The organism is Algibacter sp. TI.3.09 (assembly GCF_038154905.1).
In the GTDB taxonomy this organism is placed as follows: domain Bacteria; phylum Bacteroidota; class Bacteroidia; order Flavobacteriales; family Flavobacteriaceae; genus Algibacter.
The window spans coordinates 1,689,736-1,706,741 of record NZ_JBAKAN010000001.1 but is presented as its reverse complement, the minus strand read 5'-3'; the positions used below and the strand labels follow the sequence as shown (position 1 = coordinate 1,706,741).

Sequence of the window (17,006 nt, the reverse complement as noted above, 5' to 3'; positions counted from 1 at the left end):
AAAAATAGTAACTATTTCAATAACAAAATATGTATTATTAGTATTTTCGATAAAACATGAAATAAAGTCTACTAAATACCGCTTTACATTTGATTTAGACTGAAAATTGTTAGCTTTTGTTCTGTTTTAGTGTTAATTAGAAAGAAGAACAGACCCTAAAAGTTAATACTTTAAGTGTTTGTTGTTTTATAATAACGTAACATAATTAAGGCCTAAACTTGCGTTAGCGATTGTAGTGGTTAGCTTTTGGCGAGGCGAGCATCGAGCCAAAACTAGTAACGGAAAGCGCGACCCTTGTGGTAACGCCAAAATTATGGTGAAAAAAAAGCCTTAACTTTTACGTTAAGGCTTTGTGTATATTTTGAAGGTTTTATCCGTTCATTGAGATTAAAAACTCTTCGTTATTTCGGGTTTGTTTAAAACGCTCGTTTATAAATTCCATGGCTTCTACCGGATTCATATCTGCAAGGTATTTACGCATTACCCACATACGTTGTATGGTGTTAGCATCGAGTAAAATATCGTCGCGACGTGTGCTTGAAGAGGTAAGATCGATAGCAGGGAAAATTCTACGGTTAGATATTTTTCTATCTAATTGTAACTCCATATTACCAGTTCCTTTAAATTCCTCGAAAATTACTTCGTCCATTTTAGAACCTGTTTCTGTAAGCGCTGTAGCAATAATGGTAAGCGAACCTCCGTTTTCTATGTTACGAGCCGCTCCAAAGAAACGTTTTGGTTTGTGTAAGGCGTTAGCATCTACACCACCACTTAATATTTTACCAGAAGCGGGTTGTACACTATTGTATGCACGTGCTAAACGCGTGATAGAATCTAAAAGAATTACTACATCGTGACCACATTCGACTAAACGTTTTGCTTTCTCTAAAACAATATTTGCAATTTTTACATGCTCGTGTGCTTCTTTATCAAAGGTAGATGCGATAACTTCTCCGCGAACGTTACGTTGCATATCTGTTACCTCTTCCGGACGTTCATCAATTAATAAAATCATTTGATAAACTTCTGGATGGTTTGCTGCAATAGCATTTGCAACATCCTTAAGTAACATGGTTTTACCTGTTTTTGGTTGTGATACAATCATACCACGTTGTCCTTTACCTATAGGTGCAAATAAATCCATTATTCTAGTCGAGATTGTGCTTTGGCGCCCTGCTAAATTGAATTTTTCCTGAGGAAATAATGGTGTTAAATGCTCGAAGGCTACACGGTCTCTAACCACATTTGGATTTTGGCCGTTAATTTTACTAACCTTTATTAAAGGGAAATATTTTTCTCCTTCTTTTGGTGGGCGCACTTGTCCTAAAACGGTGTCACCAACTTTTAAACCAAATAATCTAATTTGCGATTGCGATACATATATATCATCTGGAGATGATAAGTAGTTGTAATCTGATGAGCGCAAAAATCCATACCCATCTTGCATAATATCTAAAACCCCTTCACTCTCAATAATAGCATCGAATTCAAAATCTGGCTCACGGTAGCGGTTACGGCTATCTTTATTACCATTGCTTCCAGTATGTACGTTACCGTTTTTCTGGTTTTTGTTTTGATCGCGTTTTTGTTGAGGTTTTGGCCTTGGATTTGGTTGGTTTTCGTTTTTGCGTTCCTTTTGAGGGCGTGGCCTTGGTTTAGGTTTATTTTCTACTTTAGCCTCAACTTTTTCAGGTTGTTGGGCTGGTTTATTATCCACCTTAGCGTCTTCTTGTTTAGGTTCTGCTATAGGTTTTATTTCTGATGCTTGCTCGGCAGGCGTATCAGTAGTATTTGGTGTTGGTTTTTGTAAACGTTGTCTAGGTTTTCTAGGTTTTGGTTTAGCTGCAGGTGTTTTTTCAGCTGCTGGTTTAGCAGGAGCAACTACTGCATCTACCGCTTTTGGGTCTGCGGCTTGAGTATCTAATATTTGATAAACTAAATCTAATTTTTTTAAAGAACGGTACTTAGGAACGTTCAGTTTTTTAGCAATCTCCTGTAGGTCAGTGAGTTTCTTTTCTTTTAATTGTGAAATTTCAAACATTGATATATTTTGAATATTATATATTGAATATAAAATTGAGTTTTTTGAAAAAAATGAATTTTTATTCTGAAGAATTAACCGCCTGTTATTGCGGTTGTTGAGAATTAATACTGCAATTATACAACTTTATTTTAATTTTTTAGGCTATTTTTTTAAAGAAACCGTTATTTTTGCTAACTAGTTAGTTAAAATAATATGTTACAACGCATTCAAACAGTTTATTTATTAGTAGCAGCAGGAATCTCTGCTGGGTTAATTTTTGTGTTCAATTTATGGACCACAAATACTGATGAGTTAGTGTTTGCAAAAGACGATATATTGTACTTTGGTCTCTTTTTAGGGTCGGCGGTATTATGTTTAATTTCTATATTTATGTTCAAAAATAGGCAACTCCAATTTGTTTTGGGGAGGCTTAACATCATATTAAACTTTATTTTATTAGGATTTTTTGTGTATCAATCTCTAAATTTATCTGGAGAGACGGCGGTTTCTGAGAAAGGTATTGGGATGCTTCTTCCACTTGTTTCTATCGTGTTGTTAGCTTTAGCTAATAAGGCCATCAAGAAGGATGAAGACCTCGTAAAATCTGTAGATCGATTACGATAAACCTAACATCTTAGTAGTATTAGTGCGTTAAAACTCCGAAGTGAAAGCTTCGGAGTTTTTTATTTTTATTCTGTTTTTAGTTTAAGGAATGAAACCAATTAGATTTTTGGATGCCGGTCAGGGAACTCTACAACTTCTAAATTATCAATTTTTTTGCCATCAATTGTAAAGCGTAGCATGGTTCTTACTTTATGAAAGCCATGTTTTCCAACAGCACCAGGATTCATATGTAACACATTTAATTTTTTATCGGGCATAACTTTTAAAATATGCGAATGCCCGGAAATAAAAATTTTTGGAGGATTTTTTCTAATCTCTTCAATCACTCTTAAATTATATTTAGGCGGGTAACCGCCAATATGTGTAATCCAAACATCTACACCTTCGCACATAAAACGATTGTGTTCCGGAAATTCACCACGTGCTTTGGCATCGTCAATATTACCGTAAACGCCTCTTAATGGTTTGAGTTCTTTTATGGCATCTGTTACTTTTAAATCGCCAATATCTCCGGCATGCCAAACTTCATCTGCTTGTTTTACATATTTTAAAACATCATCATCTATATAACTATGGGTGTCCGAAAGGAGTAATATCTTTTTCATTAAAATCTTTTAATATATAATTAAGATTTGAGTATTCACAAGAACCTTAAAACTGACTATATTTGTTCTTTCAACAAAAGTATTAAAACAAATTGCGATATTTTATAGAACTTTCATATAACGGTGCAGCATATCATGGTTGGCAAATACAACCCGATGCCATTTCGGTACAAGAAGTTTTAGAAAAAGCTTTATCGGTTTTATTAAATACGTCAATTTCTATAATGGGTGCAGGGCGTACTGATACAGGTGTGCATGCGAAGCAAATGTTTGCTCATTTTGATTTTGAAGGCGATATAGATAACGTCGATTTGGTTTTTAAACTCAATTCGTTTTTACCTAAAGATGTTGCTATTCACGATATATTTAAAGTGAAAAAAGATGTGCATACGCGTTTTCACGCCGTTAGCAGAACGTATTTGTATCGCGTTTCTTTACAGAAAAATGTTTTTAATGTTGATGCTGCTTACAATGTAAAGCAAAAATTAGATATTGAAAAAATGAAAGAAGCCACTAAAATATTGTTAGAATACAACGATTTTCAGTGTTTCTCTAAGAGTAAAACTAATGTAAATACCTTTTTGTGCAATATAATGAAAGCTGAATGGCAAATAGTCGGTGGCGAACTGCATTTTACTATTAAAGCCGATCGTTTTTTACGTAATATGGTACGTGCCATTGTTGGTACTTTAATCAATATTGGTTTAGGTAAAAATCCGGTAGCACATTTGCATAACATTATCGAATCTAAAAATAGGAGTGAAGCTGGATTTTCTGTTCCTGCTCACGGTCTATATTTAATTGAAGTAGAATATCCAGAAGATATAAAAATATAAATGAGTAAACCCAAAGAGAAAATATTTGACGTTAACCTTTTTAAAAGGTTATTCACTTACATAAAACCTTATAATCTGGTTTTTATTGGCTTGCTAGTTATGGTGGTTTTATCTGCTATTTTTAGTGCAGCAACGCCTTACTTAACCAAATATGCCATAGATAATAGTATTGCTGTAAAATTGAAAGAAGATTTTCTGTTTTACATTATAATTATGTTGGTGGTTTTAATTCTGCAAACGGTTATACAGCTTTGTTTTATCTATTACGCGGCATGGTTAGGGCAGAATTTAGTGAAAGATGTAAGAACTAAATTGTTCAATCATTTACTACGTTTTAAAATGAAATATTACGATAATTCATCTGTTGGAGTGATTATTACAAGGTCGGTGACCGATATGGAACGTATTGCCGATATTTTTGGTCAAGGTTTGTTCATGATTGTAAAAGATTTACTGACCATGATTGTTGTTTTCGCTGTTATGGTTTATATCAATGTAAAGCTTAGTATTATTGTATTTATCATGCTTCCTTTATTATTATACGCTACAAGAATTTTTCAGAAAGTAATGAAAAAGGCTTTTGAAGAAGTGAGAACGGAAGTATCAAACCTAAATTCTTTTGTGCAAGAACGATTAACAGGAATGAAAATTCTACAACTTTTTACAAGAGAAGATACCGAGTTTAGAAAGTTTAAAGCCATAAACGAGCGTCATAAAAAAGGATGGTTAAAAACCGTTTGGTATAACTCTATTTTCTTTCCATTGGCAGATTTATCGGGTTCTATAGCTATGGGCTTAGTGGCTTGGTATGGTGGTTTACACGTGGTTTTAGAGGCTAGTGATGTATCTCAAGGTGATTTAATTGCCTTTATCATGTTTATCCCAATGCTATTTAGGCCTCTACGACAAATTGCAGATAAATTTAATACCCTACAAATGGGAATGGTCGCTGCAAACCGCGTATTTAAAGTTCTAGATACTACTTCGCAAATTGATGATCACGGAACACATATTGCCGAAACTTTTAAAGGAGATATCGATTTTGAAAATGTGTATTTTAATTATGTTGAAGATGAAGCTGTATTGAAAGGGATTTCTTTTAATGTGAAATCTGGAGATACCGTTGCAATAGTTGGAGCTACAGGAGCAGGGAAATCTACTATTATTAATTTACTTAATCGTTTTTATGAAATTAAAGACGGAGTTATTTCAGTAGACGGAATTAATATAAAAGATGTCACCTTAGAATCTCTTAGAACTCAAATAGCTGTAGTTTTACAAGATGTATTTTTGTTTGCCGATACTATTTTAAACAATATCACTTTAAATCATCCAGAAATTACAGAAGCGCAAGTTTACCAAGCGGCAAAAGATATCGGGATTCACGATTTTATTATGTCGTTACCAAACGGATATCATTATAATGTAAAAGAACGTGGGGTGATGCTATCTTCTGGTCAGCGTCAGCTTATTTCCTTTTTACGTGCATATGTTACTAACCCTAGTATTTTGGTTTTAGATGAAGCGACTTCGTCTGTAGATTCTTATTCAGAACAACTTATTCAAAATGCCACCGATAAAATTACAAAAGGTAGAACCTCTATAGTTATTGCGCATCGTTTAGCAACCATTAAAAAGGCTGATAAAATTATTGTTATGGATTCTGGTAAAATTGTTGAGCAAGGCACGCATAATGAACTTCTTAAAAAAGAAAATGGTTATTATAGAAATTTATATGAAGTTCAGTTTTTAAAGGAAGATGTTGCCTAATCTTTATTAGTCGATATTGTTTAGCTCACTAATTTTTTAGATAAAAAGCTGCGTAAAGTATGCCGAAAATTAATACTATAAACATCGGAAAAAGGAAGCTCATTACGACGTATAAAATAGTTCTTAATATAGTCGATTTCCAGGAAAACTCATATAGCTTTTTGTAAACATGAGCCATATAAAACAAGGCTGGAATAGAAATTAATTGCGACGCGCTGTAGAAGTTTAATCCAAAAGGTAAGGTTATTAAAATCATGAAAAATGATATAATAAACCAGTGTGCCGAAGTATAGGTTATAATCACGAAATGTTCCGCAACGTTATACTTTTTCGACTTTTTAAATACAAATCTTGAGATTAGAGAATATACAGGAATAGACACCAAAGTAATAACACTTTGATATTCTGTAATGAAATCCATAACACTATTAATATCGAAACCTTCTGGTTGTTCAAGTCCTGAGCCATATTGTAATAGTTCTGGGAAGAATTTCTTCAGAATAAAAAACTGAAGTCCCATAAGAGTTATCGATAACCCTAAATAAGAAAAGACATTTACATATGTTTTTCTAAAGCCCTTGATATAACTATCAATAACCAAATCAGGCTGTGTAAATAAATCTATAAAAGTTTTTAAAAGCTTATTATCAATACTTAAAAACTGATTGATAAAATGAGCAAAAAAAGATTTCACAGTCAGGCGTTTATAAGCTGTTTTTTCGCCACATAAATTACAGAAATTACTTTTTTCAAGCAGTAAATTTTTGCAATTTTTACAGGCTAATTTCATTTAAGCTAAATCTGTTTTTATAATTTCGGTAAGAGCATTAGTATCATCAAAAACAACAAACTCACCGTCTTTAAAATAAGAAATATGTCCGGTTTCTTCACTTACAACAAGCGCTAAGGCGTCCGTTTTTTCAGTAACACCAATTGCTGCTCTGTGACGAAGTCCAAAACGTTTCGGTATGCTTCTATCGTTATTAACAGGAAGAATTACACGAGTAGCTTTAACAATATTATCGTTTATAATAATGGCGCCATCATGCAAAGGACTATTTTTAAAGAAGATACTTTCTATAATAGGTTGAGTCACTTTTATATTCATTTCGTCACCAGAGGCGGCAATAAAATCTAAGTTATTATTACGTTCAAAAACAATAAGGGCACCCGTTTTAGATATTGCCATTTTATTACAAGCCGAAACAATAACGTCAACATCGGTAGCATCGCTAGTTTCCGTTTTCAAGAATTTAAATTGTTGTAAAAATTTACGTCGTCCATTAAAGTTCGTAGAACCAACCATTAATAAAAACTTCCTGATTTCTGGTTGAAAGACAACAATTAAGGCTATAATCCCCACTTTCATGAAGCCTCCAAAAATACCGGTAAGCAATTCCATTTCTAGAAATTCGGTAAGCTTCCAAACAAAATAAATAATAATAATACCAATAAAAATATTGATGGCAACTGTGCCTTTTGTTAGTTTATAAACATAATAAAGGAGCACTGCTACCAGAATTACATCAATAATATCAACAATTTTAAAGTTTAAGAGGTCATTAAAAATTTCCAATGGTGAAAGTGTTTTTGTAAATTTAGTGAATAAAGGTTAATTAAAAATAAATTCGTTGTTTGAGATTTTACTTTCTTTTAAATCGGCTTTTTCTAATAGTGATTTATAAGTTATATAATCTTGAAAGTTTAAATCTACATTGAAATTTAAATAGATATTGTGGTTGGCACGATCTTGTTTTTTTAAATAAGCCAATAGATTGTTTTTGTCTGTTTTAGTGGAAGTTAAACTGCTGTCAACTTCTATTATCGATATGCTGTTGGTGTTATCAAATGTTATAGAAATAGCGTTTTTACTTTCATTTAAATCTGAAAGTTTTGCTAAGTATTCCCAGCTCGTTTCTTCATGATAAACAGTTTCAGTAAATTCAATAAAACCTAAGCTTTTTAAACTCGTATCATTACAAGTAAAGTAGTTTTTAATACCTTCTTTTTTATGTCCTGCGTTTTTCTTTTTATTCTGAAGAAATGTAATCTGAGGAATAGCTAACTTTAAACTTAAGCGTTTATCGACATTAACGAGCCAATTGGTTGTACTAATTAAATTTTTACGGTTTAATTCGATGCTGTCTTTTTCTGAATCGTAAAAGAGATACGCGGCCGAGATATCATCTATTTCTGATATTTTAGAATGATTAATTTCTGGTAATTCTAGTACTTTTTCATTATTACAAGATAATAAGCCGATTGTAATAAAAAGGAGAAGTAGATGTTTCATTTTAAGCATTGAGAGATTCAACAAGTTTAATAGTTTCCATAGCTTCTTTTACATCGTGCACGCGTAAAATAGATGCGTTTTTCTGTAAAGCAATCGTGTTTAGAACCGATGTGCCGTTAAGAGCTTCTTTAGCTGTGTTGTTAAGGGTTTTGTAAATCATCGATTTTCTCGATACACCAACAAGCAAAGGTTTTTCGAGTATGTTAAATAATTCTAAAGTGTTTAAAAGTTGAAAGTTTTGTTCTAAAGTTTTTGCAAAACCAAAACCAGGATCTACAATTAGGTCTATAATACCAAGTTCTTTTGCGGCCATTAAACGTTCAGAAAAATAGAATATAATATCTTTCACCAAATTGTTGTAATCGGTTTGTTGTTGCATGGTTTGCGGAGTGCCACGCATATGCATCATAATATATGGTACGTGTAAATCGGCAACCGTTTTCAGCATATTGTCATCGAGCTTTCCTGCCGAAATATCGTTTATTAGGGCAGCACCAGCTTCAATAGACTGTTTGGCGACTTCACTTCTAAATGTGTCAATAGAAACTAAGGTTTCTGGAAATGTTTTTAAAACAAGTTCTACAATAGGTAAAATGCGTTTTAACTCTTCGGCTTCGCTTACATGGTCGGCATTTGGGCGTGAACTATATGCGCCAATATCAATAAAAGTAGCACCTTCTGTTAGCATTTTTTCGGTGTGGTCCAGAATAGATTTTTCATCTTTATGCTGTCCGCCATCATAAAATGAGTCCGGTGTTAAATTTAAAATCCCCATCACTTTTGGCGACGATAAATCAATAAGTGTTCCTTTGCAATTAATGGTCATAACCTCTTAAAATGTCAATATTTTCAATATTAAATATCAAACCTAAAACTTTAAAATTGTAACGTCAAACTTCCTCTTAAAAACTTTTGAACTTTAAACAATTTAAGCGAAATTTACACAAAATATAATTGATACATGCCAGATACTTCAAAACAATACGATACGGTTGTAAATACTTGTAAAAGTTTATTTATTAAAAAAATGAGCGACTATGGAAGTGCTTGGCGAATTTTACGTTTACCATCGCTAACCGATCAGATTTTTATAAAAGCCCAACGTATTCGAGGTTTACAGCAAAACGATGTTAGAAAGGTAGATGAAGGTGAATTAAGCGAATTTATAGGTATTATAAATTACTCTATTATGGCGCTTATTCAGTTGGAATTAGGTGTTGTAGAACAGCCCGATTTATCGACAGAAGAGGCTACCGAATTGTATGAAAAACACATTTTGGTTACCAAAACCTTAATGGAAAACAAAAACCACGATTACGGAGAAGCATGGAGAGATATGCGCGTGAGTAGTTTAACCGATTTAATTTTGCAAAAATTACTTCGTGTAAAACAGATAGAAGATAATGAAGGTAAAACGTTAGTAAGCGAAGGCATTGATGCTAATTATCAAGACATGATTAATTATGCCATTTTCGCGATGATTCATTTAGGTGAAGACCATTAGTTTAGGTTAACAGTAAGCACATTTTAAAACTTAAGCTTAGGGTTTAAGTTTCATATAAAAACATATAACATGAAATTTTTAGTAGGTATAAGCCGAGTATTTGTAGGAGTTCTATTTATTATTTCCGGATTCATTAAGCTTAACGATCCGTTAGGTTTTTCATATAAATTAGCCGAATATTTTGGTCAAGATGTTTTAAACTTACCGTTTTTAGAGCCTTATTCTTTAATGATTTCGGTGCTAGTTGTTGTGTTCGAAGTTGTTTTAGGTGTATTTCTACTCATTGGTTATAAACCTAAATTTACTGTATGGAGTTTATTGTTAATGATTGTTTTCTTTACATTTTTAACCTTCTATTCAGCATATTTCGATAAAGTAAAAGATTGTGGTTGCTTTGGTGACGCCTTGAAACTAACACCATGGGAAAGCTTTACAAAAGATGTTGTGTTGCTGTTTTTTATTCTCATTTTGTTTGCGGGAGTAAAGCACATAAAACCACTTTTCGGAAAGCTAGGCACAACCGTTTTAGCCCTGCTAAGTTTTATTGCAAGTTTATGGTTTGGTTACCATGTATTAATGCATTTGCCAGCTATAGATTTTAGAGCATACCACATTGGGGCTAATATACAAGAGGGTATGACTGTGCCTGAGGATGCGGCAAAACCGGTAACAGAATATGCTTGGAAATTTAAAGTAAATGGCGAAGAAAAAATTATAACTACCAATGGTTCTTACCCATCTGTAGAGGGTGAATTTATAAGTGTTGATACTAAAGAGATTTCTGCAGGTTACGAGCCGCCAATTTATGATTTTTCGATAGAAACAGCAGATGAAAATTTAACCGATTACTTTTTAAATAGAGATAATCTAATTGTGGTTATTTCTTATAATTTAGAAAGCATGGAGCAAGGCGGCGCTTTAAAATTAAAAGCATTGCAAGATGAAGCTAGAAGAAACGGTTATGAAATTATTGGTTTATCTGCCTCTGGAGAAACTGCTAAACAGCGTATAAGAGAAGCTTACGATATTGATTTTAATTTTTATTTATGTGATGAAAAAGCACTTAAAACTATTGTACGTTCTAACCCTGGAGTTATAGAGCTAGATAAAGGAACAATTAAGCAAAAAGTACATTGGAATGATCTAGACGATCTTAAATTACCAAAAGTAGAAAGAGCTCCTGAGCCTGTTAAAGTTGAAAATATTTTATATCAAATTGATGATGTAACAGCAACGAAAGAAGAGGTTGAAGCGCTTGATGCAGATACGATAGAGTCGGTAAATGTTTTAAAAGATCAAAACGAAGAGTTAGACTCTATTAACACTGCAAACGCTAGTAATTATAAAGGGATAGTAAAAGTGATGTTGAAAAAATAAGGCATTACTCATTATTAAAACGTTATCTATATCAATAATTAATATCCAGCAATTAATTTGAATTACTTAATAAATAAAATAGCATACGCCATCCTAACATTATTTGGGGTTGTTACTGTTATTTTCTTTTTATTTAATGTGCTTCCCGGAGATCCTGCGCAAATGATGTTGGGCCAAAATGAAGATAGCGAGCAACTCGCCATAGTAAAGCAAAAATATGGTTTTGATAAGCCTTTAGGAACGCAGTATTTATATTATTTAAACGATTTGTCACCATTGTCATTTCATTCTAAAGAAAGAGATGATTATACTTTTTTGCGCGAAGGAAAATATACAGCGAGTAAATTATTTACTATAGGGAATACAACCACGGTTTTAAAATTTCCTTATTTGAGAGAATCCTTTACAAAACAAGGGAAAAAAGTAAGTCAGGTATTAGGCGAGACTTTACCAAACACCTTTGTTTTAGCAGTTTCGGCCATTGTAATAGCCATGATATTAGGTGTTATTTTGGGTATTGTATCTGCTTTGTATAAAGACCAATGGATCGATAAAACAATTCAAATATTTAGCACGCTAGGCATGAGCGTACCTTCTTTTTTTAGTGCCATACTATTTGCTTGGTTTTTTGGTTTTGTACTGCATGAATATACCAATTTAGAGATGACGGGGAGTTTGTACGAACTAGACGATTTTGGAGAGGCTATGCACATAAAATGGAAAAATTTAATACTTCCGGCAGTTGTTTTAGGTATTCGTCCGTTGGCGGTGGTTATTCAGCTTATGCGAAATTCTTTGCTAGAGGTTTTTAATCAAGATTACATTAGAACAGCACGTGCTAAAGGACTTAGTGAATTTCAAATTATAAAAAAACATGCTGTAAAAAATGCCTTAAACCCGGTAGTTACAGCAATATCAGGTTGGTTTGCATCTATGCTTGCAGGAGCCGTTTTTGTAGAATACATTTTCGGGTGGAACGGCCTTGGTAAAGAAATTGTAAATGCCTTAAACACACTAGATTTGCCAGTAATTATGGGAGCTGTATTGGTAATTGCTGTATTGTTTGTAATTATCAACATTTTTGTCGACTTAATCTACGTTTGGTTAGATCCAAAAGTTAAATTAAAATAAATATTTATTTCCGCGAAAGCGTAAACATTTCAAACACTTTTTATATGAACAAGATTAAATATATTTTCGTTTTATTGATCACTTTTTTAAGCTGTAAAGACGAGCCAAAACAATTTTCTGCCGAAGCTTTAAACGATACCTTTATTGCTCAAAATGGCGACGAGGTAACCTTCCAAAGCATATTAGATAAACACCAAGGTAAAACAATAGTTATTGATGTTTGGGCATCTTGGTGTAGCGATTGTATTAAAGGTATGCCTAAAGTTAAGGCGCTACAAGCCAACAATCCAGAAATAGCTTATGTGTTTTTATCTTTAGATAGAGAGCAAGGGGCTTGGCAACGCGGTATTGCAAAATACCAAGTAAATGGCGACCATTATTTTATGCCAAATGCTAAAGATTGTGATTTTGCAGATTTTTTAAATATCAGTTGGATTCCTAGATATTTGGTAATAAATAAAGCTGGCGAAATCGTTGTATTTAATGTTATTGAAGCTGATGACGATAAGTTAATAAAAGCTATAAAAAATTAACTATTTTAGCAGTAGAAAACAACAATTACTAACTTTTTTAAAAAAATATCCTTGTCAATTTAGGGAAGGTTAAAAGGCAACTATGAGAAAAAACATTGTAGCAGGAAACTGGAAAATGAATAACGATTTAGCGCAAACCGAAGCGTTAATTACTGCGTTAAAAAATCAAACAACAAGCTCTAATGCAGAAGTAATGGTAGCACCAACCTTTACCAATTTATTTCAGGCATACCAAGCATTAAAAACTTCTAATATCGAAGTTATAGCACAAAACATGCACTTTGCAGAAAATGGAGCCTATACAGGTGAAATTAGTGCAAGTATGTTAAAAAGCATCGGCGTTAATACTGTAATTTTAGGTCACAGTGAGCGTCGTGAATATTTCAATGAAACCGATGAGTTACTTGCTAAAAAAACCGATGCAGCTTTAGCAAAAGGTATTCGTGTAATTTTCTGTTTTGGTGAAGAATTAGCCGATAGAAAATCTGGAAACGAAGAGACTATAGTTGGTAATCAAATTAAAAATGCATTGTTTCATTTAGAAGCAGCGGCATTTCAAAACATTGTGTTAGCCTACGAGCCTGTTTGGGCCATTGGTACTGGAGAAACAGCAAGCCCAGAGCAAGCTCAAGATATGCATGCATTTATTAGAAAAACACTTGCCGATAAATACGGAAACGATGTTGCCGATGAGGTTTCAATCCTTTACGGAGGTAGCGTTAAGCCAGCAAATGCTGAAGAAATTTTCTCTAAACCAGACGTAGATGGTGGTTTAATTGGAGGAGCAGCTTTAAATGCTGAAGATTTTTTCGCAATTGTAAATGCTTTTTAAAACATACAATTAGTTAAAATAATTAGGGCGTTACCCGAAAAGGGTCGGGCTTTCCGCGGTCGCTTTTTTGTGTTGCATAGGTGCAACCACACAAAAAGAGCTCCAACAAAGCCTCAATCCCTAACGCGGGCTAACCTGCAAAATGTAGAGACAACCCTTTGGTATCTCTATTTTTGCAAAGTTCTATTTAAAATAAATTAAATACGTCAGCTTTTTTAATGATGTATTAAAAATGTAAAACACTTTATCATTCACTTGATAAGGTGTTTTTTGTTTTATAAAAACCAGGAATTATCCTTTAAATCTTTTGTCATTTCTATGCAAGGAGAAATCACACATACTTGGTTATGTAGAGAATATAAACAATTAGAATTTCTGTTTATGAAATCAAGTTAGATCCCTCCAAACATCCTAAAGACTAGAACCATAATAAAGTAGTCATTTCAAACTAATTTTTAATAAAATTTTATCACGAACTCCGTTAATAACGCTTAAATTTGCACTTTAATAAAAAAGCAAATGTCAAATATTATTTATATTGGGTACTATTTTAAAGTAGCGCCATTACAGCCAGCCGTAGAGATTTTAATAGCAGAACTTGGTTACGCTGGTTTCGAGAGTTTTGTAGAAAACGAAGATGGAGCAACGGCTTACATTCAAAAAGAAGAATGGAATGCTAATATTTTAGACGATGTTCAAATATTAAAATCTGATGAATTCGAAATCACTTACGAATTCAATGAAATAGAACAAACCAACTGGAACGAGGAATGGGAGAAAAACTTTAATCCTATTATTGTTGACGATGCTTGTTCTGTTAGAGCACCTTTTCACGAGAAACCAGATACAACTTACGATATTATTATAGAACCAAAAATGAGTTTTGGTACAGGGCATCATGAAACGACGCACATGATGATTCAGCATATTTTAAAAACAGATTTGAAAGATAAATCGGTTTTGGATATGGGCTGTGGTACTGGAGTTTTAGCGATTCTTGCAGAAATGAAAGGGGCAAAACCTCTAGATGCTGTAGATTATGATAATTGGTGTTACCTTAATAGTTTAGAGAATGTAGAGCGTAACAATGCTGAGCATATCACGGTTATAGAAGGCGATGCTTCTGCTTTGAAAGGTAAAAGTTACGATGTTATTATAGCAAATATTAACCGCAATATTCTACTTCAAGATATGGCAACTTATGCTGCTTGTTTAAATGAAAATGGTATGTTATTTTTAAGCGGATTTTATGCTGAAGACATTCCGTTAATAACAGCCGAATGTGAAAAACATTTGTTAAAATTTGAAGAAAAGTTAGAAAGAAACAATTGGGTATCGTTAAAATTTTTAAATTAGTAACATATTTAAACCGTTAACCAAGTGTTTTCCTATAAGGAGACATAAGAAAGACATAGTGTAAATTATGAGTATACAAGAAAAAACATTCGAAGAATTATTGCTAGAAGAAGAAGTTTTAACTCAAAACGAGATTGTTTTGCATAACGACGATGTAAATACTTTCGATCACGTTATTGATACATTAATTTATGCTTGCGAGCATACACCAGAACAAGCAGAACAATGCGCTATGTTAGTGCATTACAAAGGGAAATGTACGGTTAAAACAGGCTTATTAGACGATTTAAAACCACGTTGCTCTATGCTGCTAGAAGCAGGCTTAAGTGCAGAGCTCGTGTAAAACACATATATACAATAATCAAAAAAGACCTTTCGATAAAATGAGAGGTCTTTTTTTTTGCTATTAATGTAATTTTCTTTCTACTTTACTTTTTTAATCGAGTTTATTTTAAAAATGCCATAAATCGGACAAAAATTAATAAAGCTTGTTACAAGCAGAATAACAGCAACAGCCATTAATATTAAAGCAAGTGTTCCTGAGATAATATTAAAATAGTACATTAAAGCAATAGCTATTCCTGCGAGTACTCTAATAGCTTTATCGGTAGCTCCTATGTTTTTTGTCATTTCTGAAGAATTAAATATTAATATTTAAAGCGTACTTGGACACACAAAATCTGTGGTTGGTAAATTGGAGTTTTTAATAGCTCCAAATCCTCCCGCAATATCAATTAAGTTATCAAAACCTCTAGCTTTTAAAATAGAAGCCGCTATTATCGAGCGGTATCCACCAGCACAATGCACGTAGTAAGTTTGATTTTTATCAATACTATTCATATTATCGTTAATATAATCTAGCGCAAAATGCTTAACGTTGTCACCTTTTAAATGCTCCGAGTTATATTCTCCGTCTTTTCTAACATCTAAAACTTGTATGTTTTCAGAATTAAAACGTTTACAGAATTCATCTACAGATATAGAATCAATGGTTTCAATGTCTTTTCCAGCTGCTTTCCAGCTTTCTATGCCGCCTTCTAAGTAACCTAAAGTGTTATCATACCCTACACGAGATAGTCTTGTAACAGTCTCCTGTGCCTTTCCTTCAGGAACTACAAGTAGAATAGGTTGTTTTAAATCTGTTATTAAAGCGCCAACCCATGGCGCAAAACCACCTTGAATACCAATAGAAATAGAATTCGGGATATGGGCTTTTACAAAATCGTCTTGATGTCTTACGTCTAAAACTAAAGCATCTTCACTATTAGCCATCGCTTCAAAAGCTTCTGGAGAAAGTGGTGTGTCTCCTTTTTTTAGAATATTTTCAAAATTATCATAGCCCGATTTGTTCATCATGGCATTTTTTGCGAAATATTGTGGTGGTGGTGCAATACCATTTAAAACTTCTTTTATAAATTCCTCACGCGTCATGTCGGCACGTAAAGCGTAATTCGTTTTTTTCTGTTCACCTAAAACACCAACGGTTTCTTTACTTAAGTTTTTTCCGCAAGCAGAACCTGCGCCGTGTGCTGGATATACAATAACATCGTCGGCAAGTGTCATAATTTTGTTCCGAAGCGAATCGAACAACATGGCAGCTAAATCTTCTTTTGTTAAATCGGATTTAATCGCTAAATCTGGTCGGCCAACATCACCTAAAAACAGGGTGTCTCCAGAGAAAATAGCGTGGTTTTTTCCGTCTTCATCAATCAATAAATAGGTAGAAGATTCTAAAGTATGCCCAGGTGTATGCAATACTTTAATAGTGATTTCTCCAATTTTAAAGGTTTCGTTGTCTTTGGCTATGTGAGCGTTATAATCGGTTTCTGCATTTGGACCAAAAACAATAGTCGCTCCCGTTTTTTTAGCTAAATCAACATGACCAGAAACAAAATCGGCATGAAAATGCGTTTCAAAAATATATTTTATTTTAGCATTTTCTTTATTTGCTTTGTCTACATATTGTTGCGTTTCGCGCAATGGATCTATAATAGCAACTTCGCCGTTAGATTCTATGTAGTAAGCGCCTTGAGCTAAGCAACCTGTATATATTTGTTCTATTTTCATGTTTTAATTTTTTATGGTTTCTATGATTTCAATAGGAGTGAAATCGATACTTTTT

Annotated in this window: 18 protein-coding genes; 10 read left to right on the top strand and 8 right to left on the bottom strand. The window is 33.2% G+C overall.

Annotated elements, in window-relative coordinates:
* Window positions 1–370: 370 nt before the first annotated feature.
* Window positions 371–2,041 carry a transcription termination factor Rho gene (rho, locus tag V6246_RS06775; protein WP_341559726.1) on the bottom strand — a complete coding sequence of 557 codons (1,671 nt, stop codon included), beginning with the start codon at window positions 2,039–2,041 and terminating at the stop codon, window positions 371–373.
* Between the two features lie 195 nt (window positions 2,042–2,236).
* Between rho and V6246_RS06770 the strand changes: the two genes are divergently transcribed.
* Window positions 2,237–2,647, top strand: coding sequence for a DUF4293 domain-containing protein (locus tag V6246_RS06770; protein WP_341559725.1), 411 nt, complete (start codon window positions 2,237–2,239; stop codon window positions 2,645–2,647).
* Between the two features lie 98 nt (window positions 2,648–2,745).
* Here V6246_RS06770 and V6246_RS06765 read toward each other — a convergent pair whose 3' ends face one another.
* Complete coding sequence (locus tag V6246_RS06765; RefSeq protein ID WP_341559724.1) at window positions 2,746–3,252, bottom strand: metallophosphoesterase family protein; 507 nt, start codon at window positions 3,250–3,252, stop codon at window positions 2,746–2,748.
* 92 nt (window positions 3,253–3,344) lie between these two features.
* On the opposite strand from V6246_RS06765, the gene truA reads away from it, so the two are divergent.
* Window positions 3,345–4,088 (top strand): tRNA pseudouridine(38-40) synthase TruA, encoded by a 744-nt coding sequence (gene truA, locus V6246_RS06760; RefSeq protein WP_341559723.1) that lies wholly within the window; start codon window positions 3,345–3,347, stop codon window positions 4,086–4,088.
* Window positions 4,089–5,858, top strand: coding sequence for an ABC transporter ATP-binding protein (locus V6246_RS06755; protein ID WP_341559722.1), 1,770 nt, complete (start codon window positions 4,089–4,091; stop codon window positions 5,856–5,858). It begins immediately after the preceding gene.
* A 28-nt stretch (window positions 5,859–5,886) separates the two neighbouring features.
* On the opposite strand, the gene V6246_RS06750 is transcribed toward V6246_RS06755, so the two are convergent.
* The 4 genes from V6246_RS06750 to folP all read right to left on the bottom strand — a co-directional run bounded on the left by V6246_RS06750 (window position 5,887) and on the right by folP (window position 8,977).
* Entirely contained in the window at window positions 5,887–6,552 is a 666-nt protein-coding gene (locus V6246_RS06750; protein ID WP_341559721.1) for a DUF3667 domain-containing protein, read from the bottom strand.
* Between the two features lie 96 nt (window positions 6,553–6,648).
* Window positions 6,649–7,434: a diadenylate cyclase gene (locus V6246_RS06745; RefSeq protein ID WP_159017859.1), complete on the bottom strand. Its 786-nt coding sequence runs from the start codon at window positions 7,432–7,434 to the stop codon at window positions 6,649–6,651.
* A gap of 36 nt (window positions 7,435–7,470) precedes the next feature.
* The gene (locus V6246_RS06740; protein ID WP_341559720.1) at window positions 7,471–8,151 is read right to left on the bottom strand and encodes a hypothetical protein; all 681 of its coding nucleotides are present in this window, start codon (window positions 8,149–8,151) and stop codon (window positions 7,471–7,473) included.
* A 1-nt stretch (window position 8,152) separates the two neighbouring features.
* The gene (gene folP / locus V6246_RS06735) at window positions 8,153–8,977 is read right to left on the bottom strand and encodes a dihydropteroate synthase (protein WP_341559719.1); all 825 of its coding nucleotides are present in this window, start codon (window positions 8,975–8,977) and stop codon (window positions 8,153–8,155) included.
* A 135-nt stretch (window positions 8,978–9,112) separates the two neighbouring features.
* On the opposite strand from folP, the gene V6246_RS06730 reads away from it, so the two are divergent.
* From V6246_RS06730 to V6246_RS06700, 7 genes are all read left to right on the top strand, one after another.
* Window positions 9,113–9,655 (top strand): DUF1599 domain-containing protein, encoded by a 543-nt coding sequence (locus V6246_RS06730; RefSeq protein WP_341559718.1) that lies wholly within the window; start codon window positions 9,113–9,115, stop codon window positions 9,653–9,655.
* Window positions 9,656–9,724: 69 nt separating this feature from the next.
* Window positions 9,725–11,032, top strand: a complete 1,308-nt coding sequence (locus tag V6246_RS06725; protein ID WP_341559717.1) for a BT_3928 family protein — start codon at window positions 9,725–9,727, stop codon at window positions 11,030–11,032.
* A 57-nt stretch (window positions 11,033–11,089) separates the two neighbouring features.
* Window positions 11,090–12,163 carry an ABC transporter permease gene (locus tag V6246_RS06720; protein WP_341559716.1) on the top strand — a complete coding sequence of 358 codons (1,074 nt, stop codon included), beginning with the start codon at window positions 11,090–11,092 and terminating at the stop codon, window positions 12,161–12,163.
* Between the two features lie 44 nt (window positions 12,164–12,207).
* On the top strand, window positions 12,208–12,696 hold the full coding sequence (locus V6246_RS06715; RefSeq protein WP_341559715.1) for a TlpA family protein disulfide reductase: 489 nt from the start codon (window positions 12,208–12,210) through the stop codon (window positions 12,694–12,696).
* Between the two features lie 82 nt (window positions 12,697–12,778).
* Window positions 12,779–13,528: a triose-phosphate isomerase gene (gene tpiA, locus V6246_RS06710; RefSeq protein WP_042503062.1), complete on the top strand. Its 750-nt coding sequence runs from the start codon at window positions 12,779–12,781 to the stop codon at window positions 13,526–13,528.
* A gap of 519 nt (window positions 13,529–14,047) precedes the next feature.
* Window positions 14,048–14,884, top strand: coding sequence for a 50S ribosomal protein L11 methyltransferase (prmA, locus tag V6246_RS06705; protein WP_341559714.1), 837 nt, complete (start codon window positions 14,048–14,050; stop codon window positions 14,882–14,884).
* Between the two features lie 67 nt (window positions 14,885–14,951).
* Entirely contained in the window at window positions 14,952–15,227 is a 276-nt protein-coding gene (locus V6246_RS06700; protein ID WP_042497325.1) for an ATP-dependent Clp protease adaptor ClpS, read from the top strand.
* A gap of 80 nt (window positions 15,228–15,307) precedes the next feature.
* On the opposite strand, the gene V6246_RS06695 is transcribed toward V6246_RS06700, so the two are convergent.
* Together V6246_RS06695 and V6246_RS06690 are read right to left on the bottom strand one after the other, a co-directional pair.
* Window positions 15,308–15,514, bottom strand: coding sequence for a YgaP family membrane protein (locus tag V6246_RS06695; protein WP_341559713.1), 207 nt, complete (start codon window positions 15,512–15,514; stop codon window positions 15,308–15,310).
* 24 nt (window positions 15,515–15,538) lie between these two features.
* On the bottom strand, window positions 15,539–16,951 hold the full coding sequence (locus V6246_RS06690; protein ID WP_341559712.1) for an MBL fold metallo-hydrolase: 1,413 nt from the start codon (window positions 16,949–16,951) through the stop codon (window positions 15,539–15,541).
* Window positions 16,952–17,006 lie beyond the last annotated feature (55 nt).